Annotated in this window: 22 protein-coding genes; 15 read left to right on the forward strand and 7 right to left on the reverse strand. The window is 68.5% G+C overall.

From position 1 onward, the window contains the following. Nucleotides 1-139 precede the first annotated feature (139 nt). From VEW47_16300 to VEW47_16325, 6 genes are all read left to right on the forward strand, one after another. Nucleotides 140-319, forward strand: coding sequence for a hypothetical protein (locus tag VEW47_16300; GenBank protein ID HYS06742.1), 180 nt, complete (start codon nucleotides 140-142; stop codon nucleotides 317-319). A gap of 27 nt (nucleotides 320-346) precedes the next feature. Continuing rightward, on the forward strand, nucleotides 347-973 hold the full coding sequence (locus tag VEW47_16305; protein ID HYS06743.1) for a sigma-70 family RNA polymerase sigma factor: 627 nt from the start codon (nucleotides 347-349) through the stop codon (nucleotides 971-973). Further along, entirely contained in the window at nucleotides 970-1,422 is a 453-nt protein-coding gene (locus VEW47_16310; GenBank protein ID HYS06744.1) for a hypothetical protein, read from the forward strand. Before VEW47_16305 ends, VEW47_16310 begins: the two co-directional genes overlap by 4 nt. Beyond that, complete coding sequence (locus tag VEW47_16315) at nucleotides 1,419-1,808, forward strand: hypothetical protein (protein ID HYS06745.1); 390 nt, start codon at nucleotides 1,419-1,421, stop codon at nucleotides 1,806-1,808. The genes VEW47_16310 and VEW47_16315 overlap by 4 nt, the downstream gene beginning before the upstream one ends. Nucleotides 1,809-1,871: 63 nt before the next feature. Then, nucleotides 1,872-2,381, forward strand: coding sequence for a hypothetical protein (locus tag VEW47_16320; protein ID HYS06746.1), 510 nt, complete (start codon nucleotides 1,872-1,874; stop codon nucleotides 2,379-2,381). 20 nt (nucleotides 2,382-2,401) lie between these two features. Further along, nucleotides 2,402-3,358: a DNA-formamidopyrimidine glycosylase family protein gene (locus VEW47_16325; GenBank protein ID HYS06747.1), complete on the forward strand. Its 957-nt coding sequence runs from the start codon at nucleotides 2,402-2,404 to the stop codon at nucleotides 3,356-3,358. Here VEW47_16325 and VEW47_16330 read toward each other — a convergent pair. Both VEW47_16330 and VEW47_16335 read right to left on the reverse strand, forming a co-directional pair. Beyond that, nucleotides 3,297-5,087: a long-chain fatty acid--CoA ligase gene (locus tag VEW47_16330; protein HYS06748.1), complete on the reverse strand. Its 1,791-nt coding sequence runs from the start codon at nucleotides 5,085-5,087 to the stop codon at nucleotides 3,297-3,299. The genes VEW47_16325 and VEW47_16330 overlap by 62 nt on opposite strands. 19 nt (nucleotides 5,088-5,106) lie before the next feature. Further along, nucleotides 5,107-6,390, reverse strand: a complete 1,284-nt coding sequence (locus VEW47_16335) for an outer membrane protein transport protein (GenBank protein ID HYS06749.1) — start codon at nucleotides 6,388-6,390, stop codon at nucleotides 5,107-5,109. Nucleotides 6,391-6,548: 158 nt separating this feature from the next. Here VEW47_16335 and VEW47_16340 point away from each other — a divergent pair, with 158 nt between their 5' ends. Both VEW47_16340 and VEW47_16345 read left to right on the forward strand, forming a co-directional pair. After that, nucleotides 6,549-7,112: a chalcone isomerase family protein gene (locus VEW47_16340; protein HYS06750.1), complete on the forward strand. Its 564-nt coding sequence runs from the start codon at nucleotides 6,549-6,551 to the stop codon at nucleotides 7,110-7,112. Between the two features lie 7 nt (nucleotides 7,113-7,119). Next, nucleotides 7,120-7,914 (forward strand): hypothetical protein, encoded by a 795-nt coding sequence (locus VEW47_16345; GenBank protein HYS06751.1) that lies wholly within the window; start codon nucleotides 7,120-7,122, stop codon nucleotides 7,912-7,914. Between the two features lie 64 nt (nucleotides 7,915-7,978). On the opposite strand, the gene VEW47_16350 is transcribed toward VEW47_16345, so the two are convergent. Together VEW47_16350 and VEW47_16355 are read right to left on the reverse strand one after the other, a co-directional pair. Next, nucleotides 7,979-8,245: a hypothetical protein gene (locus tag VEW47_16350; GenBank protein ID HYS06752.1), complete on the reverse strand. Its 267-nt coding sequence runs from the start codon at nucleotides 8,243-8,245 to the stop codon at nucleotides 7,979-7,981. Between the two features lie 82 nt (nucleotides 8,246-8,327). Next, nucleotides 8,328-9,332: a hypothetical protein gene (locus tag VEW47_16355; GenBank protein ID HYS06753.1), complete on the reverse strand. Its 1,005-nt coding sequence runs from the start codon at nucleotides 9,330-9,332 to the stop codon at nucleotides 8,328-8,330. 128 nt (nucleotides 9,333-9,460) lie between these two features. Here VEW47_16355 and VEW47_16360 point away from each other — a divergent pair, with 128 nt between their 5' ends. The 5 genes from VEW47_16360 (at nucleotide 9,461) to VEW47_16380 (ending at nucleotide 16,570) form a co-directional block, all read left to right on the forward strand. Continuing rightward, nucleotides 9,461-11,191 (forward strand): hypothetical protein, encoded by a 1,731-nt coding sequence (locus VEW47_16360; protein HYS06754.1) that lies wholly within the window; start codon nucleotides 9,461-9,463, stop codon nucleotides 11,189-11,191. 31 nt (nucleotides 11,192-11,222) lie between these two features. After that, the gene (locus tag VEW47_16365; protein ID HYS06755.1) at nucleotides 11,223-11,741 is read left to right on the forward strand and encodes a hypothetical protein; all 519 of its coding nucleotides are present in this window, start codon (nucleotides 11,223-11,225) and stop codon (nucleotides 11,739-11,741) included. Between the two features lie 255 nt (nucleotides 11,742-11,996). Then, nucleotides 11,997-14,147, forward strand: coding sequence for a PAS domain-containing protein (locus VEW47_16370; GenBank protein HYS06756.1), 2,151 nt, complete (start codon nucleotides 11,997-11,999; stop codon nucleotides 14,145-14,147). Beyond that, on the forward strand, nucleotides 14,147-14,602 hold the full coding sequence (locus VEW47_16375; protein ID HYS06757.1) for a response regulator: 456 nt from the start codon (nucleotides 14,147-14,149) through the stop codon (nucleotides 14,600-14,602). Before VEW47_16370 ends, VEW47_16375 begins: the two co-directional genes overlap by 1 nt. A 9-nt stretch (nucleotides 14,603-14,611) precedes the next feature. After that, complete coding sequence (locus tag VEW47_16380) at nucleotides 14,612-16,570, forward strand: response regulator (GenBank protein HYS06758.1); 1,959 nt, start codon at nucleotides 14,612-14,614, stop codon at nucleotides 16,568-16,570. A gap of 271 nt (nucleotides 16,571-16,841) precedes the next feature. Here the strand turns inward: VEW47_16380 and VEW47_16385 are convergent, their stop codons facing one another. Then, complete coding sequence (locus VEW47_16385) at nucleotides 16,842-18,044, reverse strand: di-heme oxidoredictase family protein (GenBank protein ID HYS06759.1); 1,203 nt, start codon at nucleotides 18,042-18,044, stop codon at nucleotides 16,842-16,844. A 177-nt stretch (nucleotides 18,045-18,221) separates the two neighbouring features. Here VEW47_16385 and VEW47_16390 point away from each other — a divergent pair, with 177 nt between their 5' ends. Further along, on the forward strand, nucleotides 18,222-18,374 hold the full coding sequence (locus VEW47_16390) for a hypothetical protein (GenBank protein ID HYS06760.1): 153 nt from the start codon (nucleotides 18,222-18,224) through the stop codon (nucleotides 18,372-18,374). A 17-nt stretch (nucleotides 18,375-18,391) separates the two neighbouring features. After that, the gene (locus VEW47_16395; GenBank protein ID HYS06761.1) at nucleotides 18,392-19,969 is read left to right on the forward strand and encodes a D-aminoacylase; all 1,578 of its coding nucleotides are present in this window, start codon (nucleotides 18,392-18,394) and stop codon (nucleotides 19,967-19,969) included. A gap of 46 nt (nucleotides 19,970-20,015) precedes the next feature. On the opposite strand, the gene VEW47_16400 is transcribed toward VEW47_16395, so the two are convergent. Continuing rightward, nucleotides 20,016-21,098, reverse strand: a complete 1,083-nt coding sequence (locus VEW47_16400) for a DMT family transporter (protein ID HYS06762.1) — start codon at nucleotides 21,096-21,098, stop codon at nucleotides 20,016-20,018. Nucleotides 21,099-21,124: 26 nt separating this feature from the next. Then, nucleotides 21,125-21,367, reverse strand: coding sequence for a hypothetical protein (locus tag VEW47_16405; GenBank protein HYS06763.1), 243 nt, complete (start codon nucleotides 21,365-21,367; stop codon nucleotides 21,125-21,127). Between the last annotated feature and the right edge of the window lie 487 nt (nucleotides 21,368-21,854).

A 21,854-nucleotide genomic window follows, 5' to 3' on the forward strand; every position in this document is an offset into this window, starting at 1 on the left:
CCTCCCCCCAGTGGGCTGTGAATCATACTCCCTGGGCGCGGGGGAGGTTCCAAAACCGTGATCCGGCTGACCCCGGCCGGATGCCCGCGCCGGCCTCCGTCCCTCGATTCGCTGTAACCGCCCGCCGGCAGGCCGCGTCTTGAGGGTTGAGCGGCGGCCGAGGCGGATCGAGTCCCGCCTCCGTGGCATCATCACCGACGAGCAGCAGAACCGCCTGGAATCGATGAGGCGCCAGTTCGAGGAGCGCCTCGAGAGGCGGGTCGGGCTGGCCCGCACGATCTGGAAGGAGCACGCGGCCGATTTCGTCGACGCGCTCTGAGATCAACCGGCCTTATGATGGCGACGCTTGAGCATCGGACATGAAGCGGATCCGGAGACGGTGGGCGGACCGGCCCACGACGATGAGAGCGACGCGTCCCTCATGGGGCGCGCCGCCGGGGGGGACCCGGCGGCCTTCGACGACCTGGTCCTGCGCTGGAAGAATCGCGTGTTCCGGCTGGCCCTGCGTTTCTTCCGCCGCCCCGAGGACGCCGAAGACGTGACCCAGGAGGTCTTCATGAAGGTCTACCGCACGGCAGCGACCTACCGGATGGACGCTCCGTTCGAGCACTGGCTCCTGCGCATCGCGACGAACGCCTGTCGGGATCGCCTGCGCTCGATGCGCCGGCGTCCCGAAGAGGTCCTGTCGTCGCTCACCCCCGACGCGGGCGCCTGGCTGGACCGGGCGCTCTCAGGGGCGGCGCTGCAGGAGCAGCAGGCCGAGGCGGCGAAGGAGGCGGCCGCCGAGCTTCTGGCGACGCTGCCGCCGAAGGATCGCACCGTGCTGGTCCTCCTGGACCTCGAGGGTCTCTCGGCGCGGGAGGTGGCCGCCGCGACAGGCTCGACGCGCGCCGCCGTGAAGGTTCGCGCCATGCGCGCGCGGCGGGCCCTGCGCCGGCTCGCCGTCGGTCGGAGAGGCGGAGGGGGAACATGAGCTGTCGCCGGACCAGGAAACTGCTGCGACGCGCGGCGCGTGGAGATGTCGCCGACGAGGCGCGCCGGCACATCGAGTCGTGCCCGGCCTGCGCGACCGAGGCGCGCGCCCACCTCCTTCTGCGGCTGGGAAGCGAGCGGGACGGGGGGGCGCTGGTGCGTCCCGGCTTCGAGCAGCGGCTCAGGGCGCGTCTTCTGGCCGAGCCCGCCGTCGCAAGGTCCTCCACCTGGAACGGCGGTTTCGAGCGCCTGGTCCGGCCGGCGCTGGCCGCCGCCGCGGCCTTGGTCCTCGTGTGCGCGGGGCTGTACGTCCAGGTGGCGGCGCCGGAGGGCGGGGGCGACCTGGCGTCCCTGCTCGAGACGGACCCGGTCTTCACCTCGATCCTGACGGTCGACCCGGGCGCCATGTTCGCGGATCCGCAGATCGCTCCCGCGACGGACGAGCCATGACCCGCGGACGCGCGGCGCTTCTCCTCGGCGGGATGTTCGTGCTGGGCCTGGCCTGCGGGGCGCTCGGAACGGCGGCCCTCACGCTGCACCGGTTCCACGGGGGCGGGTTCTCCCACGAGCGCATGGAGCAGTTCGTCGTGCGTCGTCTGACGCGCCGTCTCGACCTCGACGAGGCCCAGCGCAAGACCCTCCAGGAGGTGGTCCACAAGACCCGTCTGCGTCTCGACGAAGTGCACGACGAGGTCGCGCCCAAGGTCGAGGCGATCCTCGACGACGCCTGCAAGGAGCTTCTCCCCTCCCTCGACCCCGAGCAGCAGAAGAAGCTCGAGATCGTCCGCGCCGAGGCCAAGGAGCGCCTGCGCCGGCATTCCCTGAGAGCCCCGTGACGCACCGGCCGGCCTCAGGCCCCGGGCGGTGGTCGGACGCGCGGGACGGCGATAGACTCGTGCATGACCCTTGGCACGAGGCTCACCCTCTTCCTGGCCGGACCCCTCGTCCTCGTGATGGCCCTGTTCGGGTACATCGATCAGCGGACCAGCCGCGCCCTCCTGCAGGACGAGCTCGCGCGCGAGGGACGCGCCCTGGCGAGGACCGTCCAGATCGCCATGGAGGACGCCCTGCGCGACAGGCAGATCGAGGACGTGCGCGTGCTGGTCGACAAGGTCACGGGATACGAGCGCGTCCTCGGGCTGCGCATCTTCGATGACAAGGGCACCATCATCTACGAACCGCCCGAGCTCGTCGCCTACCCGTTCGCCGCGGCCGACGCCCTGCACACCGCCCTGCAGCGAGGCACGCCCTCCGAGGCCCACGGTCGCATCGCCGGCAAGCCGGTCCTATGCCGAGAACCAGCCGTGGGGCCTGTTCGTCCTCCGCCAGAAGACACGACCTCCGACCACCGTCACGCCTTCGGTCGCAACACTCTCGGCGCCACGTTGTACGCTGTGGCCGGGTCCTGAATTCCTGTAGTCTTTCCGCCATGCCCGAGCTCCCGGACGTCGTCGTCTACATCGAGGCGCTCGAGGAGCGCGTCCTGGGACAGCCCCTCCTCGCAGTTAGGCTGCGCAGCCCGTTCGTCCTGCGCAGCGTGGATCCCCCGATCGGCTCGGCCGGCGGGCGCGCGGTCCGCGGGCTCCGCCGTATCGGCAAACGGATCGTCCTCGACCTCGAGGGGGAGCTTTTCCTGGTCGTTCACCTGATGATCGCCGGGCGGCTGCACTGGAGGCCGGTCGGGGCGAAAATTCCCGGACGGCTCGGCCTCGCGGCGTTCGACTTCCCTGCCGGCACGCTCCTCCTGACCGAGGCCGGCTCGAAGAAGCGCGCCTCCCTCCACCTGGTCGCCGGAGCGCCAGCGCTCGGGGCCTTCAAGCGGGGCGGGGTCGAGGTGCTCGAGGCGGACCTGCCCGCCTTCAGTGCGGCCCTGCGGCGGGAGAGTCACACGCTCAAGCGCGCCCTCACCGACCCGCGCCTGTTCAGCGGCATCGGCAACGCGTATTCGGACGAGATCCTGCACCGTGCCCGGCTGTCGCCGCTGCGGCTCACCCGGAGCCTCGCCGACGGCGAGACCGAGCGTCTGTTCGAGGCGACCACGACTCTTCTGCGCGAGTGGATCGGGCGTCTGCGGAACGCGAGAGGCGGCGGCTTCCCGGAGAAGGTCACCGCCTTCCGGGACGGCATGGCGGTTCACGGCCGGTTCGGAAAACCCTGCCCCGTCTGCGGCACCGCCGTGCAGCGCATCGTGTACGCCGACAACGAGTGCAACTACTGCCCGCGCTGCCAGACGGAGGGGCGGGTCCTGGCCGACCGGGCCCTGTCGCGCCTCCTGAAGGACGACTGGCCGAAGACGATCGAGGAGATGGAGGAGGGGCCGGGACTCACTCCCGGTACATCGACTCGATCTCCGAGGCGTACTTCTTCTCGACGATCCGGCGCTTGATCTTGAGGGTGGGCGTCAGCTCCCCCGACTCCGGCGTCATCTCGCGTGGGAGCAGGCGGAACTTCTTGATCGTCTCGTACGACGGCAGACCGGCCATCTTCGCCTCGATGCGCCGTCGCATCAGATCGACGATGCGCGGGTTCTCGAGAAGGTCCTCGACCCTCGTGTAGGGGATCCCCTTCAGCTTGGCGTACGACTCGAGGCAGGCGTGATCGGGGACGACGAGGGCGGAGATGAACTTGCGCCGGTCGCCGATGAGGACGGCCTGCGAGATGAACCGGTCGGTCTTCAGAAGATTCTCGATCGGCTGGGGGGCCACCATCTTGCCGCCGGAGGTCTTCAGGACCTCCTTCTTGCGGTCGGTGATCTTCAGGAAGCCGTCGGAGTCGATGAGACCGATGTCCCCCGTCGCGAACCAGCCGTCCTGGATGGCCGCGCGCGTGGCCGCTTCGTCGCGGAAGTACCCCTTCATGACGTTCGGTCCGCGCACCAGGATCTCGCCGTCCTCCGCGATCCGCACCTCGACCTCGGGAACGATCGGACCGACGGTGCCGATGCGGGTCCTGTCGAGCGTGTTGACCGCGATCACGGGCGAGGTCTCGGTCAGACCGTAGCCCTCGAGGATCCGAATCCCGGCCGCATAGAAGAACTCGGCGATCTCCGGTGAGAGCGGCGCGCCCCCCGAGATCAGGAAGCGCAGGCGTCCGCCGAGCCTCTCCCGGACCTTGACGAACACCAGGTGGTCCGTCAGCGGGTGGAGCAGGCGGACGGCGAGCGGCGCTTTCCGGCCGGCCAGCATGGCGCGCGCGTTAGCCCTGCCGACCTTGAGCGCCAGGGCGAAGATGAGCCTCTTCACGAAGGAGGACGTCTGGACCGAGTCCAGGATGCGCGCATGCACCTTCTCGAAGAGCCGCGGCACGCTGGCCATCACCGTCGGCCGGATCTCCAGGAGATTCTGCGGCACCGCGTCGATCGACTCGGCGTAGGCGATCGTGGCCCCGGCCGACAGGTAGGCGAATTCGACCATCCTTTCGAAGACGTGCGTCAGCGGCAGGAACGAAAGGGTCACGTCGGTCTCCGAGAACGGAATGATCCGGAGGGTGGCGTCGACGTTGGAGGCGAAGTTGCCGTGCGTCAGCATCACCCCCTTCGGGTCGCCCGTCGTCCCCGAGGTGTACAGGATGCTGGCCAGGTCCTCGCGGGTGATCCCGGAGCGGGTCGTCTCGAAGCGGCGCGGGTCGGCGCGCTGCGCCGCTTCGCCCGCGCGCAGCAGGTCCGTCCAGGGGACGGCCCGGGCGGGCGCCCCCTGCGCCGGCGGATCCAGGATGACGACCGTCTGGATTGCCGGCAGGGAGGACAGGATCGGACCCACCTTCTCCAGTTGCGCCTGGGTCGAGAGCACGAGCGCTTTCGACTGGCTGTTGTCCAGGATGAAGCGAATCTGATCCGCCAGGAGCGTGGAGTAGATCGGGACGGTGACCCCGCCCAGGTTCAGGACGGCGTGGTCGAACGCCGTCCACTCGGGACGGTTCTCCGAGAGGATCGCGACGCGGTCCCCCTTCGCAATCCCTTTCGACTGGAGCCCGAGCGAAAGCGCACGCACGGTCGCCGCGAACTCCTCGGTCGAGATGTCCCGCCAGGTCCCGGCCGCCTTGTAGCGCAGCAGAGACGGCTTGCGGAAATGCGCCTCGAGGTGCGTCAGGATGTCGCAGAGCGTCCCGATCTCCACGCCCGTCCCCCGGCCCCGGCTACTTTCCGAACTTCCAGCCCAGGTTCACTCCGAGGAGGTTGGTGAAATTCCTGTACTCCCCCGGCATGACCGGATCGGTGGAGCTGTTCGGATCGCCGGCCGCCACGCGATCCAGGAAATACAGGGCCTGGTAGGCGACGTCGACCGTGAATCCGTTCTTGCCGGTGAAACCGTATCCCACCTGGGCCGAGACTCGGTCGGCGTCCGGGAGACGCGGCCTCACGTGCTCCTTGGAGATGGGATTGAAATCGTAGTAAAGCCCCCAGCGGTACTGGTGCGTGTCGCTCGCGTGGTAGGCGCTTCCAAGACGGAACGAGTAGGTATCCTTCCAGTTCTCGGTCTGATCGATGTCTGCCACGACGGGGATCGGTCCAGGAAGAGAGGTGTTCTTCTCGATGTCGATCCTCAGATGGTCGAATTCGGACCAGTCGGTCCACACGACGTCAAACTCGCTTTCCCATCGTCCGTGAACGCTGGCCACGCCCGTGGCGAACGTGGCGGGAAGCGGCAGCTCAGCGCTTGCTCCGCCGTCCGGGAACAGGGCAGCCAGAGGCGCCGGAACGTTTTCAAACGTGATGTCGCCGTTGATCTTCGGCTTCATCTTCGATCGATAGGAGGCGCCCCAGCGCAAGCCATCCTCAGCGGCCCAGCGCACGGCGATGTTCCAGCCGATGTCGTCGCCGTCACCCGTGATTTTTGTGAAGCCGTCGCATCCTGCGCATCCCAGCGGAGTCAGGTCGATGTTCCGGGAGAGCTCCCGGATATCCGCCCGCGCCCAATCGACTCCCACCGCGGCGGACCAGGTCCTGGCGAACGACCAGGCGAAATTTCCGTTGAAATTGAGCACCACCAGGTTCGACTCTCGCGAGATGTAGCGGCCGTCGAAAGTGTTCGACCACTCGGTCTTGAGCCCGAACGGCGAGGTGATCGACACACCGAAGGCGTACCGCTTTCCGGCGGTCTGCGTGTAATAGAGATTGGACGGCCAGGCGACGTTGTCCTCTTGAGCGAATACCTTGTTCGACAGCTGCGAGTCGAACGACGAGCCGGTCAGCAGGACCGCGTTGGTCCCGAAGCTGAACATTTTTCCCTTGAGCTGCACGATTCCCGCGGGGTTGAAGAACATCGCGCTCGGATCGTCGGCACGGGCCGTGAACGCGCCTGCGTTCGCCATCGCCCTGGCCCCCTGCTCGTAGATGGAATACCCGGAGGCGAAGACGGCGTCCGCCGCGGCCTGACCCAGTGCGAGGACTGCCAGGATGACTGCCGCTCTGCTGCGCATCGGTCCCCCCCTGCGGCACGCGCGTCGCGCACTCGACTCCTGAATCCCGCTCGCGCGGATTGGTCGCATCTTCCCCGACGTCGGTCCGCTTGTCAACGCCCTCGTGGTAGCATCCCCGGCGCGGCGCGAACGCGCGTGCCCCGTCGCGGAGGTCGATCATGAGAGCCGTCGTCGTCCAGTCCATCCTGACGCTGTCGCTCGCGGCGAGCGCGTCCGCCGGCGAGCTGGCCGGCGTCGCCTTGCCCGACCGGATCCAGGTCGATTCGCGCACGCTCGTCCTCAACGGCATGGGGCTGCGCGAGGCGACGTTCCTGAAGGTGGACGTTTACGTGGCCGGCCTCTACCTGGAAACGAAGTCGTCCGACCCTGATGCGATCATCCGCTCGGAGCAGGCGAAGCGGCTGGTCATGAAGTTCGTGCGCGCCGTGGGGCGCAAGGACCTGGTGAAGGCCTGGGACGAGAGCTTCCAGGAGAGCGCCGGCGCGTCACTCGCGGCCCTCAAGGATCGTGTCGCGACTCTGGACTCGTACATGAGCGACGTGCCGAACGGTGCCCTGATGTCGTTCACCTACCTGCCGGGTTCGGGGGTCACCGTCGAGGTGCAGGGCGCCACCAAAGGCGTCATCGCGGGAACCGACTTCTCGCAGGCTCTGTTCGGCATCTGGCTCGGATCGCACCCTCCCAATCCCGGCCTCAAGGATGGACTTCTCGGCGGGCGCTGAGCGCCCGGTGCTCCCCGCGCGCGCCCGCACCCGGCGTTCCCGCGCGGGGGCGGCGGTCGCCGTGTCGCTGGTCCTGGCCACCGCGCCCCCTGTGCGCGCCGAGATGCGCAGCGAGTATCGCGTTCTGGCCACGTACCGGAGCGGCGACTTTGGATTGTCGGCCGGGACCCGCATCCTCGCGCTGCCGGTGACCTTCACGGTCATCTCGGATCGCCAGGAGTTCCGCGTGTCCGTGCCGTACCTGTACGTCACGAGCGACGACCCGGTGACCCTCGTCGGCAACCAGGTGATCAAGCGGAACGGCGTACGGGGCGGCACCGAGTCGGGCCCCGGCGACGTGGTGGCCGAGGAGGAGCATTACCTCCTCGCGGGCGGCGGCGCCCGCCCGTGGCTCTCCATCCTCCTTGCGGTAAAACTTCCGACGGCCGACGAAGAAAAGGGTCTCGGGACCGGCCGGCCCGACGCGGGAGCGGGCCTGGGCCTCATCCAGCCGCTGGGGTCACGGTGGCACCTGCTCGGCGATGCCCAGTACTCCGTCCTGGGGGATCCGCGCAACATCGATCTCCGCAACACTCTGTGGCTGTCGGTCGGGTTGCAGAGGCGCGTCGCGCGCGGCGCCTCGGCCAGCCTGTCCTACGAGCGGCGCGACTCGGTTCTGCCCAATCACCCCGCTCTCTCGAAGATCGCGCTCGTCTACGACCAGGGGCTGGCCCGCCGGGTGAACCTCCGTGCCGCCGTGTCCATCGGCCTTTCCGACACCACCGAAGACTACGGTCTGGGTGTCGGCTTCTCGGTGCACTGAACCCGGCGCCGTATTCGGGGTGAGGCCGGCGGCGGCGCCGCCGGCCTGTTCCCCCCGAACCCGATCAGCAGGCCTGGGTCGTGCAGCCGCCGGTGGTCCGGACGCACCGGCTCCCGACCGCGTCGCTCAGACAGGTGAAGGCGGGAGCGACAAACTCGCACATCCCCCGGCAGCTCTTCTTCGCCGCGTAGGCGGAGGTCCCCGCCAGGTCGGACAGCGCCGAGAGATACGGCGTGGACGTGCTCGACGGCGGGGCGAACGTGACGGCGATCGCGGTGACGACGAGGGCGATCGCCGCGAAGCGTGCAGCCATCCTCAGTGACTTTCTCATGCGACGGGCCTCCTTGCGCCGGCTGGTGTCCGTCCTCCCGGGCGGGGCCGGCCTCCCCCCCGGACGGTCGTGTGTCGAACCTCTACAGGGAGCCCAGAAGATCGTCCAGAAAACGCGGGGTCCCCTCGGCCCCGCTCTCGATCGCGTGCGCCCGCAGTGTATCCAGGAGCGCCCGCCGCAGGCGGACGATGCTCGGGTGGCGCGTGTAGGCGATGTCGCCCGAGTCATAGCGCCAGAAGGCGAACGCCTCGTCGAACACCACCAGCGAGTCGAACCCCCGGAACAGGTGGCGTATTCCGGCCGCGTCGTCGGCGACGATCAGATCGATCCGCAGGGAGCGGTCGGCCACGAGCCTTCTGAGGTTCAGGAGACAGTCGCGCCGCACGTCGCGGCCGATGGCGGCGTAGGGCCCGGTCCCCAGGGCGATGCTCTCGAGGTCGGACCTCAGGATCAGGTGGACCATGACCCAGGGGCGTGACGCGGCGGCCGCCACGAGGCTCTCGCGCCGCCTCTCGCCGATGGTGTCGTACATCGTCACCGCGGCGCGGCTGTACTCCTCGCGCAGCTCCTCGGGCAGGTGCAGGGCGTCGACGGCGAAGATCGCCCGATGATGGGCGTGCATGAACTCCCGCGTCGTGAGGGAGCAGGGAAGGAATTCCGCCCAGCCGAGCAGCTCGCGGGCCCGGCGATCGTACTCGTCGAGGAGCCCCAGGAAATGGTGCGCGCGTCGCGGGTTGGTGAGCGGATCCCAGGCGATGATCCCTTCGGAGTCGTCTCCCACGAGCTGCTCGTGCGAGACGCCGAGGACGTGGCCCAGGAGCTTCACCTCGTGCGGCTGCACCGTGATCGCCGCCCCCTTGCCCGGCCGCGGCAGCCCCGCCTGCTCGAGGTGCGCGACGCGCGAACGGCTCATGCGTGAGACGCGCCGCAGGTCCTCCCCGCCCAGCACACTGCCGGCCGCCCGGTTGCAGCGCTCGGCGAGATCCTCCTGCGTCAGACCCATCCCTTCGCGCAGCCTCTTGATGCGTGTGGCGATATCGCGCATCTGTCCTGGAAGGACTTCGATCAGACGCGATGTCGTCCCCATCTCCATCTCCTTGCCGGCCACGAGCCCGGCAACACCATATGGCGCAGTTCTCTCCCCTTGGGAACCGGGATCTGCGCTTGTGCTCGGGTTCGCACAGACCAGGCTTCGGATCGTGAAACGCGCGGCCATTGGCGCTCTTGATCCTCGCGCTCAAGGTCCGTACCCTGTACGGCTGGAGGACCGAGGTGGCGCACCGATCCCTTCTCGAGGCATCGATCCTGCTTCTGGCCGCGCTCGGCACCGGCGCCGGCGGCGACCCGCGCGACGGGCACCCGGGCGCCGGGCCGGGACCGGCCCCTTCCGCCGCCCCCCTCGCACCCCTGTTCGACGATCTCGGCTCGCACCATCACGCAGTGACCACGAAGTCGGATGGAGCGCAGAAGTATTTCGACCAGGGCCTGCGCCTGGTGTACGGGTTCAACCACGAGGAGGCGGAGCGCTCGTTCCGCGAGGCGGCGCGGCTCGATCCCGCCTGCGCAATGGCGTTCTGGGGCGTGGCCCTGTCCCTGGGACCGAACATCAACCTGCCGATCGACGCCTCACGCAACCGGTCGGCTTACGGGGCGATCCAGAAGGCCCTGTCGCTTGCGTCCCAGGTCACGGAGCCCGAGGCGGCGTACATCAAGGCGCTGTCACTGCGCTACTCGATCGATCCGGGCGCCGACCGGGGCGCGCTCGACCGGTCCTACGCCGGAGCGATGCGGGAGGTCTCGCGGCGCTACGCCGACGACCTGGACGCGGCGACGCTGTTCGCCGAGAGTCTGATGGATCTGCGACCCTGGCACTTGTGGACCCTCGACGGCAAGCCCGAGGAAGGGACGGAGGAGATCGTCTCGGTCCTCGAGTCGGTCCTCAGGCGCAGCCCGAACCACCCCGGCGCCAACCACTATTACATCCACGCGGTCGAGGCGTCGCCCCATCCGGAGAGGGCGCTCGCGAGCGCCAGGCGTCTCGAGTCGCTGATGCCGGGGGCCGGGCATCTTGTGCACATGCCCGCGCATGTTTACATGCGGACCGGGGATTACGCGGGGGCGGTCAAGGCCAACCGGCTGGCCGCCGGCGTCGACGAGAGGTACATCCGGACCCACGACATCAGGGGCCTCTACCCTGTCATGTACTACGACCACAACCTGCACTTCCTGGCGCTCGCCGCCGCGATGGCGGGAAACTCGAAGGCGGCGCGGGAGGCGGCGCTGAGGCTCGTCGAGGACGCGGCACCGGCGGTCAGGGACATGCCGATGGCGGAGTATTTCATGCCGACCGCGTTGTACGTCGCGCTGCGCTTCCAGCGCTGGGACGACGTCCTGCGCTACCCCGAGCCCGACGCGTCCCTTCAGACCACCCACGCGCTCTGGCATTACGCGCGCGGTGTGTCGTACGCGGCGCGGCGCGACCAGTCATCGGCCCTCCAAGAGCAGAAGGCGTTCGCCGCCGAACGCGACCGGATCCCCGCCGAGGCGGCGTTCAACCTGAATCTCTGCAAGGACGTCCTCGCCGTCGCCTCCGCCGTCCTCGAGGCGCGGATGGCGTCGGCCCGCGGCGACCGGACGCTCGCGCTCGAGGCGTGGACGAAGGCCGCGGCCGCGCAGGACCGGCTCGCCTACGACGAGCCGCCGATCTGGTACTATCCCGTGCGGGAGTCGCTCGGCGGGGAACTGCTGCGCGCCGGACGCGCGCGCGAGGCCGGGACGGTCTTCCGGGACGACCTCGACAGGAATCCGAAGAACGGCCGCTCGCTGTTCGGATTGTGGCAGAGCCTCCTGGCGGGAAAGAAGACGCGCGAGGCGCAGGCGGCCCGCCGGGAGTTCGAGGCCGCGTGGGCGAACGCAGACGTCCTCCTCCGGGTCGAGGATCTGTAGAATCGGGACGCACGCATCGCAAGGAGGATCCATGGACAGATCGAAGACCTGTGTCGCAGCACTCGTCGCGCTTCTCTGCGCCTCGGCCCTGGTCCGGGCGGACGCGGGCACCGTGCAGAAGAAGCCCAATTTCGGCTTCGACCGGATGAAGGCGCTGGTGGGCTCCTGGCAGGGGACGAAGAAGGACGGCAAGGCGGTGAAGGTCACCTACACCCTGGTGGCCGACGGCTCGGCCGTGATGGAGACTCTCGAGCCGGGGGACGAGTCGGCGATGATCACGATGTATCACCCGGACGGCAGCCGCGTGATGATGACGCACTACTGCTCGGCACACAACCAGCCCCGCATGCGTGCCGAAGCGGCCACCGCCGAACCGAAGACCCTGACGTTCAATTTCGTGGACGCGACGAACCTTTCCTCCCCCTCCGAGGGTCACATGGAACGTCTGGTGGTCAGCTTCGCCGATCCCGACCATTTCACCCAGGAGTGGACGTTCAAGGTCAAGGATCAGAAACAGGTCGAAGTCTTCACCTTCCAGCGCCAGGGTTGATGTCCCGCCGCGGGCAGCCGGGCCAGGTGTGTCCGGCCGCCCGCTCTTTTCTCCCCCCACGCACCGCTCCCTCCTTGCCTCCCGCTGAAAAGCACCTAGATTAAGCCCCGAGGGCGTTGATTTTGAAAGGGTTTTGCCCGGGGACACCACTGTCGGCCCCCCGCCCGCGGCGGGAGGAACCTCGATGCCGGCTTGACGGTGAGAACACCGCTCCGTCCGGATTCCCACCAAACCCCTGAGCCACGGAGGAGCGTCTTGCTCAAAGGCCAGCTCAGGCTCGCGGCGGCGGCATTCGGCCTGGCCCTCCTGATCTTCGCCGGCGTCTCCTGGGCCGGCTACCGGACCACCCAGAGACTTCTCGAGGCCGCCGAGTGGCGCCACCACACCGACGAGGTCATCGGTCAGATCCAGACGACGCTGGGCCCGATCACGGAGATGGAGGCCGGCGCGCACAGGTTCGTCCTCACCGGGGACGAGCGGTTCCTGAAGCCGTACGGGCGCGCGTTCGAGGACCTCGAGGCGCACCTGCAGCGGCTGCGCTCCCTGACGGCCGACAATCCCCTTCAGCAACGACGGCTCGACCTCCTGGAACCGATCGTCCGCTCGAAGAACGCATTCATGGAACAGACCATCCTCCTCAGGCGCCGGGAGGGGCTCCGGGCCGCCGCGGCCCTGGTGGACACCGGGCAGGGCAAGACGCTCATGGACGACGTTCGCGCGAACGTCGCGGAGATGACGGCCGAAGAGCGCCGGCTCATGCTCCAGCGGGACGATGAGGTGAAGGCGAACACATGGTGGATGAACCTCTCGCTACTGGCCGGTGCTGTCACGAGCTTCGCGCTGCTGACCGGCATCTATTCGGTTCTGCAGCGGGAGATCCGGAGGCGGACGACCGCGGAAGAGGCGCGGGCCACGAGCGAATCCCGGTTGCAGACGATCCTCGACAACAGCCCGGCGGCAATCTACCTGAAGGATAAGGAGGGGCGCTTCCTGCTTGTCAACCGTCGGGTCGAGACGATACTCGGCCGGAGCGCCGCGGAGATCCTGGGAAGGACCTCCTACGACTTCTTCCCGAGGGATGCGGCCGACCAGCTGCGCGCGAACGAGCGGCGGGTCCTGGAATCCGGCGCTCCGCTGACCCTGGAAGAGACGGTGCCGGTCAAGGAGGGCGTGAGGACCTTTCTCCTCACCCGGTTCCCGCTGCGCGATGCGCAAGGCGCCGTGTACGCCATTGGAGGCATCTCCACCGACATCACCGAGCGCAAGCAGGCCGAGGACGAGGTGAAGCACACCCAGGCATTCCTCGACTCGGTCGTCGAGAACATCCCCAACATGGTCTTCGTCAAGGACGCCGGTGAGCTCCGGTTCGTGCGCCTGAACCAGGCGGGGGAGCAGCTGCTCGGCTTTTCGAGGGACGCGCTCATCGGCAGGAACGACTACGACTTCTTCCCGAAAGAGCAGGCCGATTTCTTCACGGCCAGGGACCGCGACGTCCTGAAGGGGGGCGTCCTCCTGGACATCCCGGACGAGCCGATCACCCGAAAGGACGGAACGCAGCGCTTCCTGCACACGAAGAAGGTGCCGATTCCCGACGAGACGGGCCGGCCCCGATACCTGCTCGGGATCTCCGAGGACATCACCGAGCGCAAGGTCGCGCAGGAGCAGATCGAGAAGCTGAACGAGTCTCTGAAGGTGCACGGGGCGCAGCTCGAGGCCGCGAACAAGGAGCTCGAGGCCTTCAGCTACTCCGTCTCGCACGACCTGCGGGCCCCGCTGCGGCACATCAGCGGCTTCGTGGACATGCTGCGGGAGCACGCCGCGTCCGGGCTGGATGACAAGGGGCGGAGGTTCCTCGACACCATCGCCGCGTCCGCCGGGCGCATGGGAGAGCTGATCGACGATCTCCTGGTGTTCTCGCGGATGGGCAGGAGCGAGATGGGTCGGGCGAAGGTCTCGCTGTCCTCCATGGTCGCCGGAGTCCTGCGCGAGATGGACAGCGAGGTGAAGGGGCGGTCGATCGAGTGGACGATCGCCGACCTGCCGGTGGTCGAGGCGGACGCGGCGATGCTGCGGCTGGTCTTCGCGAACCTGATCGGGAACGCGATCAAGTACACGCGGACCCGCGATCGGGCGCGCATCGAGATCGGAGCCACGAACGGGGGCCCCGAAGTCGTCATCTTCGTGCGCGACAACGGCGTCGGGTTCGACATGCAGTACGCCCACAAGCTGTTCGGAGTGTTCCAGCGGCTTCACAGGGCGGACGAATTCGAGGGCACCGGGATCGGTCTGGCCAACGTCCGGCGGATCATCAGCCGGCACGGGGGCCGGACCTGGGCGGAGGGACAGGTGGACCGCGGTGCCTCCTTCTACTTCTCCCTTCCGAAGCACAAGGAGACCACCCGATGATGACCGACATGCGGAGGATCCTGCTCGCCGAGGACGACCCCAACGACGTCGAGCTGACTCTCACGGCTCTCGGCGAGAACAATCTGGCGAACGAGGTCGTGGTGGTGAACGACGGCGTCGAAGCCCTCGATTACCTGCACGTCCGCGGCCGCTTCGCGGATCGTCCGCGCGGCAATCCCGCGGTAGTCCTGCTCGACATCAAGATGCCGAAGCTGGATGGTCTGGAGGTGCTCAAACAGATGAAGGCGGACGAGGGCCTTCGCCCGGTGCCGGTGGTGATGCTCACGTCGTCCCGGGAGGAGAGCGACCTCCTCGAAAGCTACCGGCTCGGCGTGAACGCCTACGTCGTGAAGCCGGTCGATTTCCGCGAGTTCATCGGCGCCGTGAGGAGCCTCGGTCTGTTCTGGGCGGTGGTCAACCAGCCGCCGCCTCAGAACTTCAGGAAAATCGCCTAGGGAGCGCGGATGGGCTGGAACAGACCGCTGCGGATCCTGCACCTCGAGGACGACCCGAACGACGTGGAGCTGGTCGGCGCGACGCTCGAGGCGGACGGTCTCGACTGCGACCGGAAGGTCACCTCGACCCGGGAGGAGTTCGTCAGCGTCCTGGAGCAGGGGAACCCCGACCTGGTCCTGTCCGACTTCTCCCTTCCGGGGTTCGACGGCCTGAGCGCGCTCGAGATCGCCCGGCGGAGATCGAGGGACCTTCCGTTCATCATCGTCTCGGGGACCCTCGGCGAGGAAGCGGCCATCGAGAGCCTGCGCAGCGGTGCCACGGACTACGTCCTGAAGCACCGGCTTACCCGACTCGGTCCCGCGGTGCGGCGCGCCCTGAACGAGGCCGAGGAGCGCAGGAAGCGGGGCCAGTTCGAGGAGACGCTGGCGAACGAGAGGCAGTTTCTCCGCACGATGCTCGAGAGTCTCGAGGTGGGGATCGTGGCCTGCGACTCGAACGGCATCCTCACGCTGTTCAACCGCGCCACGCGGGAGCTGCACGGACTCCCGGAGACCGCCATCCCCCCGGAGCACTGGTCCGAGCATTACAGCCTGTACGAGGTGGACGGCAGGACGCCCCTGAAGAAGGAGGCGATCCCGCTGTTCCGGGCGCTGCAGGGCGAGCACGTGAGGAACGCCGAAATCGTGATCCTTCCGCGCAACGGCCCGCCGCGCACCCTGCTCGTCGGCGGCCAGCCGATCATGGACCCGCAGGGCCGGAAGCTCGGCGCGGTCGTCGCGATGCACGATATCACCGAGCGCAAACAGCTCGAGGGACAGCTCCGGCAGGCGCAGAAGATGGAGGCGGTGGGGCGGCTGGCCGGCGGGATCGCCCACGACTTCAACAACCTCCTGAACGTCATCACCGGCTACGGCGAGATGCTCTCGGAGAGTTTCCCGGCCGGCGAGCCGGTGGGCGCCAAGGTCGACCAGATCAAGAAGGCCGCCCATCGCGCCGCAGGGCTGACGCGGCAGCTCCTCGCTTTCAGCCGCAAGCAGGTGATCGAGCCGAGGGTGCTCGACCTCAACCTCGTCCTCGGGGAGATGGACAGGATGCTCCGCCGCGTGATCGGCGAGGACATCGAGCTGAACACCGTCCAGGGAGCCGCGCTCGGACGGATCAAGGCCGACCCGGGGCAGGTCGACCAGATCGTCATGAACCTTGTGGTCAATGCCCGTGACGCGATGCCGCAGGGGGGAAGTCTCATCCTGGAGACGGCGAATGCCGACCTCGATGAGGCATTCGCGCGGCATCACGCCGGCTCCCGTCCCGGGGCCTACGTGATGCTGGCCGTGCGCGACACCGGGTCGGGCATGGACGTCGAAGTCCAGAGCCACATCTTCGAGCCGTTCTTCACCACCAAGGAGATGGGCAAGGGGACCGGTCTCGGGCTGGCCACGGTCTACGGGATCGTCAAGCAGAACGGCGGCTACATCTCGGTCGAGAGCGAGAAGGGCCGCGGCGCGGTGTTCCGGATCTACTTCCCCCGGGTCCAGGAGTCGGCCGAGGTCGTCAGGATGCGCGAATCCACCACGCCGCCGCGCGGCTCGGAGACGGTCCTCGTGGTCGAGGACGAGGAGACGGTCAGGCAGGTGGTGCGCGAGGCTCTGCGCGGGTTCGGGTACACGGTGCTCGAGACGGGTGACGCGGAAGAGGCGGTCCGGATCTGCGCGGCCCAACCCGGTCGGATCCATCTCCTGATCACCGATGTCGTCATGCCCCGGATGAATGGCCGGACGCTGGCGCAGCAGATCCTGAAAGCGCGACCGGACCTCAAAGTGCTCTACATGTCGGGCTACACCGACAGCGCCATCGTGCAGCACGGCGTCCTGGAGCGCGGCGTTTCCTTCCTCCAGAAGCCGTTCAATCTCCTGACTCTCGCGCGCAAGGTCCGCGACGTGCTCGACGACGGCGGGTCGCCCTCCTAGGAGCCTGTCCGAGTCATGGCATGGGTCGCGTTCGCGGCGCCGCGGGGTCGGCTGCGAGGCGCCGCGACGACCGCGATGTGAGTCATCGCGGAGGAGCGGCAACGACCCAGACGGCCCCGCGCCGCCGCGAACCCGCAGGGCACATGGGGATTGCGGCCCCATGCTTCGTTCCTCGTCGTCAACGATGCGACCAGCATCGATTCCTCCTCGCGCCTCGCCTGGGACTCGCAAGCCCCATGTGCGCGGCCCATGCCCTGACTCGGACAGGCTCCTAGATCGAGCCGAGGAACTTGAGCAGGGCCTGCCGTTCCTCGGCGGACAGCGCGTTGAACCTGTTGCGCGCGGACGTCGCTTCACCGCCGTGCAGCCGGATGGCCGTCTCGATCGATTCGGCGCGCCCGTCGTGGAGGAAGTGGGTCCGGAGCCGCAGACCCATCAGTGGCTCGGTGCGGAACTCCGACGGAGTCGCCTGGCCGAGACAGATGTCGGCGAGGTCCCGCCCCATGTCGTGCAGCAGGAGGTCGGTGTAGGCCGCCACCTCGCGGTGCCGCAGCGCCCGCACGTCGCTCTTCCCCGTCTCGAGAGCCGGCACGTGACAGTCGGCGCAGCCCGCCGCCCTGAACAGGCGCCCGCCTCGAAGCACGTCCAGGCCGGTCCCCCGGCGGGGCGGCGGCGCCAGGAAGCGCACGAAATCGATGGCCAGGTCGAGATCCTCCTGCGACAGCTCCGGCTCGGGGGTCGGATCGACGCCCGCGGGGATCGGCCGGCCGCCGATCGTCTCCTCGACCGGCTGGGCCGGATTCGTGATCCCTTGCTCGATCAGGAAGGCTCCGGGATTGAACTCGCGCAGAGTCGGCACGAACGCCTTGCGCCCGAAGCGTCCGATCCGGCCGTCCGTGAAGCGGTTCGGCCGGCCGGAGATGCCGTCGTGATCGCGATCCTCCGGGTCGGCGTAGGCGAGGATCGTCTCGTCGGGGACGGCGTCCAGAAGACCGAAGCCGAGGATCGACGGGGCCGTGCGCCGTGCGGTACCGGTGGCGTGCGCGGGAACCGGCTCCGCGTCGATCCCGAGAGCGTCGTGGAGCGCGGGCGTCACGTGCTGCTGCACAACCGGCCCTCCCTCGGCGGCGAGTTGATCGCAGACGTCCCCCTTGCTCCCGGCGCCGGCCGGCCGGAACGCCGTGGCGTGGACCTCGATCTCGTCGCCGGAGCCTCCGGTCGCGGGATCTTCGTGGCACTCGCGGCAGGACGTGGAGTTGAACAGCGGCCCCAGCCCCGTCTCGGGTGTGAACTCCCGCTCGAAGACCTGCTTGCCTCGCTCGAACCGGTCGCGCTCGGCGCGCGTCAGCCCGGGAAGCGGATCGCCCGGCTGAGTCCTGCGGGCGCAGCCGTCCAGGACGCCCATCGCGGCCAGCGCGGAGACGATCGCTCCCGCGCGCAGCAGCCGCCACACGTCGGCTCTCGTGATGCGCATGTGATGGTCCCTCCCACACACGATATCCCGGACCCCTGGAGACAAAGGTGGTCCCCGCGCGGACCCGGCGTCAAGCGACGGAGGCCATTTTCGCTGAAACGCCCGTCATCCGGGCGTCGCACGGGAGAGGGCCGGTGAGCGGAATCTGGATGCGCACCCGCCGCGGGCTACCGGGCCGTGATGATCTCCGACACCGCCTTCTACCGGAATCCCAAATGTCATACGATTCGGGACACGCCGGACACCCTGGACTACCGGCGCATGGCGGACGTGATCCGGGGCGTCTACGCCGTAGTGCGCGATCTGGCCGGCGACGAGACGCATCCATGACTGACAGGAGACACGTGATGTCGACGAATCGCCGCAACCTGGTTCTCCGGGGACTGCTGCTCATGGCGGCTCTCGTCCCGGCCGCCCCGGCTCGGGACTACGCCTCTCCAACGGCACCCGCGGCGGCAGAGGCGACCCCTGCCGCCCCGGTGACCGTCATCGTCCACGCCAGCGTCCTGGACGGCACAGGCTCCCCCGCGCGCAGGACGAACGTCCGCATCTCGGGGGACCTCATCGTCGACGTCGGCGGCGCCGGCCCTGCGGCGGGCGAGACGGTCGTGGACGCCGCCGGGCTGACGCTCGCACCGGGCTTCATCGACACGCACAGCCACGGCAGCGATCAGATCTTCGAAATCCCCGACGCTACCGCCGCCACCAGCCAGGGGATCACGACCATCGTCGTGGGTCAGGACGGCGGCTCCTCCTACCCTCTGCGGCGCTTTTTCAATCGCCTCGAGCGCCGGCCGGCTGCGGTCAACGTCGCCTCGTACGCCGGTCACGGCACGCTGCGCGACAGGGTGATGGGCGACGACTTCCGCAGGCACGCCACGCAGGACGAGATCGAGAAGATGCAGCGGCTCCTGGGGAAAGAAATGGCCGCGGGAGCCGTCGGCCTCTCGAGCGGTCTGGAGTACGACCCTGGAATCTATTCGGCCCCGGAGGAGGTGGTGGAGCTGGCGAAGACGGCCGCCTCGTTCGGCGGCCGGTACATCAGCCACATCCGGAGCGAGGACCGCTACTTCTGGAAGGCGATCGACGAGATCATCGAGATCGGACGGCAGGCGAAGCTGCCGGTGCAGATCTCCCACACCAAGCTGGCCATGCGGAGCTGGTGGGGGCAGGCGGACAAGCTTCTGGCGCGGCTGGACAAGGCGCGCGCATCGGGGGTGGACATCACCGCGGACATGTACCCGTACCTCTACTGGGAATCCACGCTGACCGTCCTGTTCCCCGGGCGCGACTTCGAGAACCGCGCCGAAGCGAGCCTGGTGCTGAAGGAGATCGCCGCCCCCGAGGGACTCCTGCTGACCGAGTTCGGTCCGGAGCCGTCGTACGCCGGCAAGACCGTGGCGGAGATCGCGCGCCTGCGTCGGAGCGACCCGGTGACCACGCTCATCGACCTGATCCGGATGTCCGAGGCGATGCGCAAGGAGACCGGCGAGAGCGTGGAGAGCGTCATCGGCACCAGCATGCAGGAGCCGGACGTCGAGCGTCTGATGACATGGCGGGAGATGAATTTCTGCACCGACGGCTACCTCGAGGGGCCGCATCCACGCGGCTTCGGGTCCTACCCGCGCATCCTCGGACACTACGTGCGCGAGCGGGGAATCCTGAAGCTCCCGCAGGCGGTGCACCAGGCGTCGGCCCTCGCCGCCGCCCACATGGGGTTCACGGACCGCGGGCAGATCCGGCCCGGCCTGCACGCCGACCTGGTTCTCTTCGATCCACGAACCGTCAGGGATCGCGCCACTCCGACCCACCCGCACGCCGTCTCGGATGGTATCCGCTCCGTCTGGGTCAACGGCGTCGTGGTCTACCGCGACGGGAAGTCGACGGGCGAGCGTCCCGGTCGCGTCCTGCGTCGCGCCTCCTGATCGACCCGGACCCGGTCACGACTCCGGCCATGACTCGGACATGGTCCTAGTCGTGCCGGTGGCGGTGGTGCAGATCCGGGGTGTGCGGGTGGGCGTGAACCAGGGGCGCGTGCCGGTGCGGATGGGCGTGCCGGCCGGCCGTCGAGACACCCGGCTCGTGGGCGTGATCGTGATGCTCGTCGTGCGTGTGGGCGTGATCGTGCTCCATGACCTCGTGGACGTGCTCATGCGCGTGGGTCTCGCGGAGGAGCATGACCAGACCCGCCGCCATGAGTCCCATGGCCGCGAGGTCGAGGCCACGCAGGGTCTCGTCCAGCACGACGACCGAGGTCAGCGCGCCGACGAACGGCCCGGTCGCGAAATAGGCCGCCACGCGCGCCGTCCCGAGCTGTCGCAGCGCTCTGAAGAACAGCACCATGCTGACGCCATAGGTGATCGTTCCGAGCGCCAGCCCCGTGGCGAGAACGCCCGGCGAGGGGCGGGCCTCCCCGGCCAGCAGCGCCACCGCCAGGATCGAGAATCCCCCCAGGAGTCCCTTGACCCCCGCGAGCGCCACCGGGTCCCGCAGCGACAACCGCTGGTTGAGGTTCGTGTCGATGGCCCAGGCCAGGCAGGCGAGCGCGACCGCCACGATCCCGGACCACTGGGAGGCCAGCTCGCCCGGCCGGTAGCCGACGAGCACCGTTCCGGCGAGGATGAGCGCCGCCGCGCCCGCCTGGCGCCTGCCGAGGTGCTCGCGGAACCAGACGATCGCCAGGAGGATGGTCAGAGGCGGCTCGAGGTTCAGGAGGAGAGATCCGGTGACCGCGGAGACGCGCAGGAGTCCGAACATCATGAGGGACGGCCCCAGGATCGCTCCGCAGAAGGTCGCGGCCGCAAGGAGGGGCAGATCGGACGCCCGGAGGGCGGCTTCGGCGGCGCCGTCCGAGGGACTTCGCCGCCGCAGGGCGAGAACGACGACGAGCGCCAGACCGGCGCCCAGGTAGAGCAGGGCCGCGAGGATGAGCGGACCGGTCCGTCGCAGCAGGATCTTGGAAAAAGGGGTGCTCGCGCCCCACAGGATCGCCGACCCAAGCGCCATCGCGGCGCCGCGCGCGTGCAGCGGATCGACCCTGGCCAGCCCTCGCATGCGGAGACTTCGACGATGCGCGCCGCTTACTTGGCCGCCTTCTTCGCCTTGGCGCCGGTCTTCCCAGCCGACGACCCCCGGGTGCGGCGCGCCGGGGCCGCGACATCGGTTTTTTCCAGCCGGACGAGGGTGTTCATGAATTTCTTCGTCACGCCCTGATCGAATTCGATGGTCGTGTGCAGCGGGCCGATGTTCGTGATCGTGCCGGGTCCGTATTCTTCATGCTGGATTCTCTCGTTGACCGAGAAAGCGCTCGAATTTTTCGCCACCGTCACCCTCCTCAAGCGCAAATGATAGCACCTTGAAAGCGCAACCGCCCTCAGGCATTTCCCGGGACTCCGAACATGGCGCGACTGTCATGCCTTTTTCGTCGCGTCAAAAAGATTTCAGAAAAGCCGTTGACAACTTTTGTCATCACGGTAATAGAGTGTGCATCCCGGCTCTGCGCGGATTCAGGCTTGAGTGGGGGGGACGTGGCCAGGACGCCCAAAGGGGGCGTGACGGTCGCTCGAGGGCTTGCGCCGGACGGACCTGACCCTCTGCCAAGGGGTCCCCGGCCGCGGGTTCGGCCGAGGTCCGCCCCGCCCGCACGATCGCGCTTTCTCCGCATTCTTTCCTGCGGGCTGGCGGTGTGCGCGCTGGGGGTGGTGGCGCGGCTGGTGATGGCGGCCGGGGCGATCACGCTGTACGTGGACGACAACAGCACCTGCACGAGCGGCTGCGGCAGCCAGGCCGCCCCGTACCGCACCATCCAGG

It is taken from the genome of Candidatus Dormiibacterota bacterium, assembly GCA_035635555.1.
GTDB lineage: Bacteria > Acidobacteriota > Polarisedimenticolia > Gp22-AA2 > Gp22-AA2 > Gp22-AA3.

Coding starts and splice junctions, on each gene's coding strand:
- VEW47_16310 (HYS06744.1), top strand. CDS start 970: ATGAGCTGTCGCCGGACCAGGAAACTGCTGCGACGCGCGGCGCGTGGA.
- VEW47_16315 (HYS06745.1), top strand. CDS start 1,419: ATGACCCGCGGACGCGCGGCGCTTCTCCTCGGCGGGATGTTCGTGCTG.
- VEW47_16320 (HYS06746.1), top strand. CDS start 1,872: ATGACCCTTGGCACGAGGCTCACCCTCTTCCTGGCCGGACCCCTCGTC.
- VEW47_16325 (HYS06747.1), top strand. CDS start 2,402: ATGCCCGAGCTCCCGGACGTCGTCGTCTACATCGAGGCGCTCGAGGAG.
- VEW47_16335 (HYS06749.1), bottom strand. CDS start 6,390: ATGCGCAGCAGAGCGGCAGTCATCCTGGCAGTCCTCGCACTGGGTCAG.
- VEW47_16340 (HYS06750.1), top strand. CDS start 6,549: ATGAGAGCCGTCGTCGTCCAGTCCATCCTGACGCTGTCGCTCGCGGCG.
- VEW47_16350 (HYS06752.1), bottom strand. CDS start 8,245: ATGAGAAAGTCACTGAGGATGGCTGCACGCTTCGCGGCGATCGCCCTC.
- VEW47_16355 (HYS06753.1), bottom strand. CDS start 9,332: ATGGGGACGACATCGCGTCTGATCGAAGTCCTTCCAGGACAGATGCGC.
- VEW47_16365 (HYS06755.1), top strand. CDS start 11,223: ATGGACAGATCGAAGACCTGTGTCGCAGCACTCGTCGCGCTTCTCTGC.
- VEW47_16375 (HYS06757.1), top strand. CDS start 14,147: ATGACCGACATGCGGAGGATCCTGCTCGCCGAGGACGACCCCAACGAC.
- VEW47_16380 (HYS06758.1), top strand. CDS start 14,612: ATGGGCTGGAACAGACCGCTGCGGATCCTGCACCTCGAGGACGACCCG.
- VEW47_16385 (HYS06759.1), bottom strand. CDS start 18,044: ATGCGCATCACGAGAGCCGACGTGTGGCGGCTGCTGCGCGCGGGAGCG.
- VEW47_16395 (HYS06761.1), top strand. CDS start 18,392: ATGTCGACGAATCGCCGCAACCTGGTTCTCCGGGGACTGCTGCTCATG.
- VEW47_16400 (HYS06762.1), bottom strand. CDS start 21,098: ATGCGAGGGCTGGCCAGGGTCGATCCGCTGCACGCGCGCGGCGCCGCG.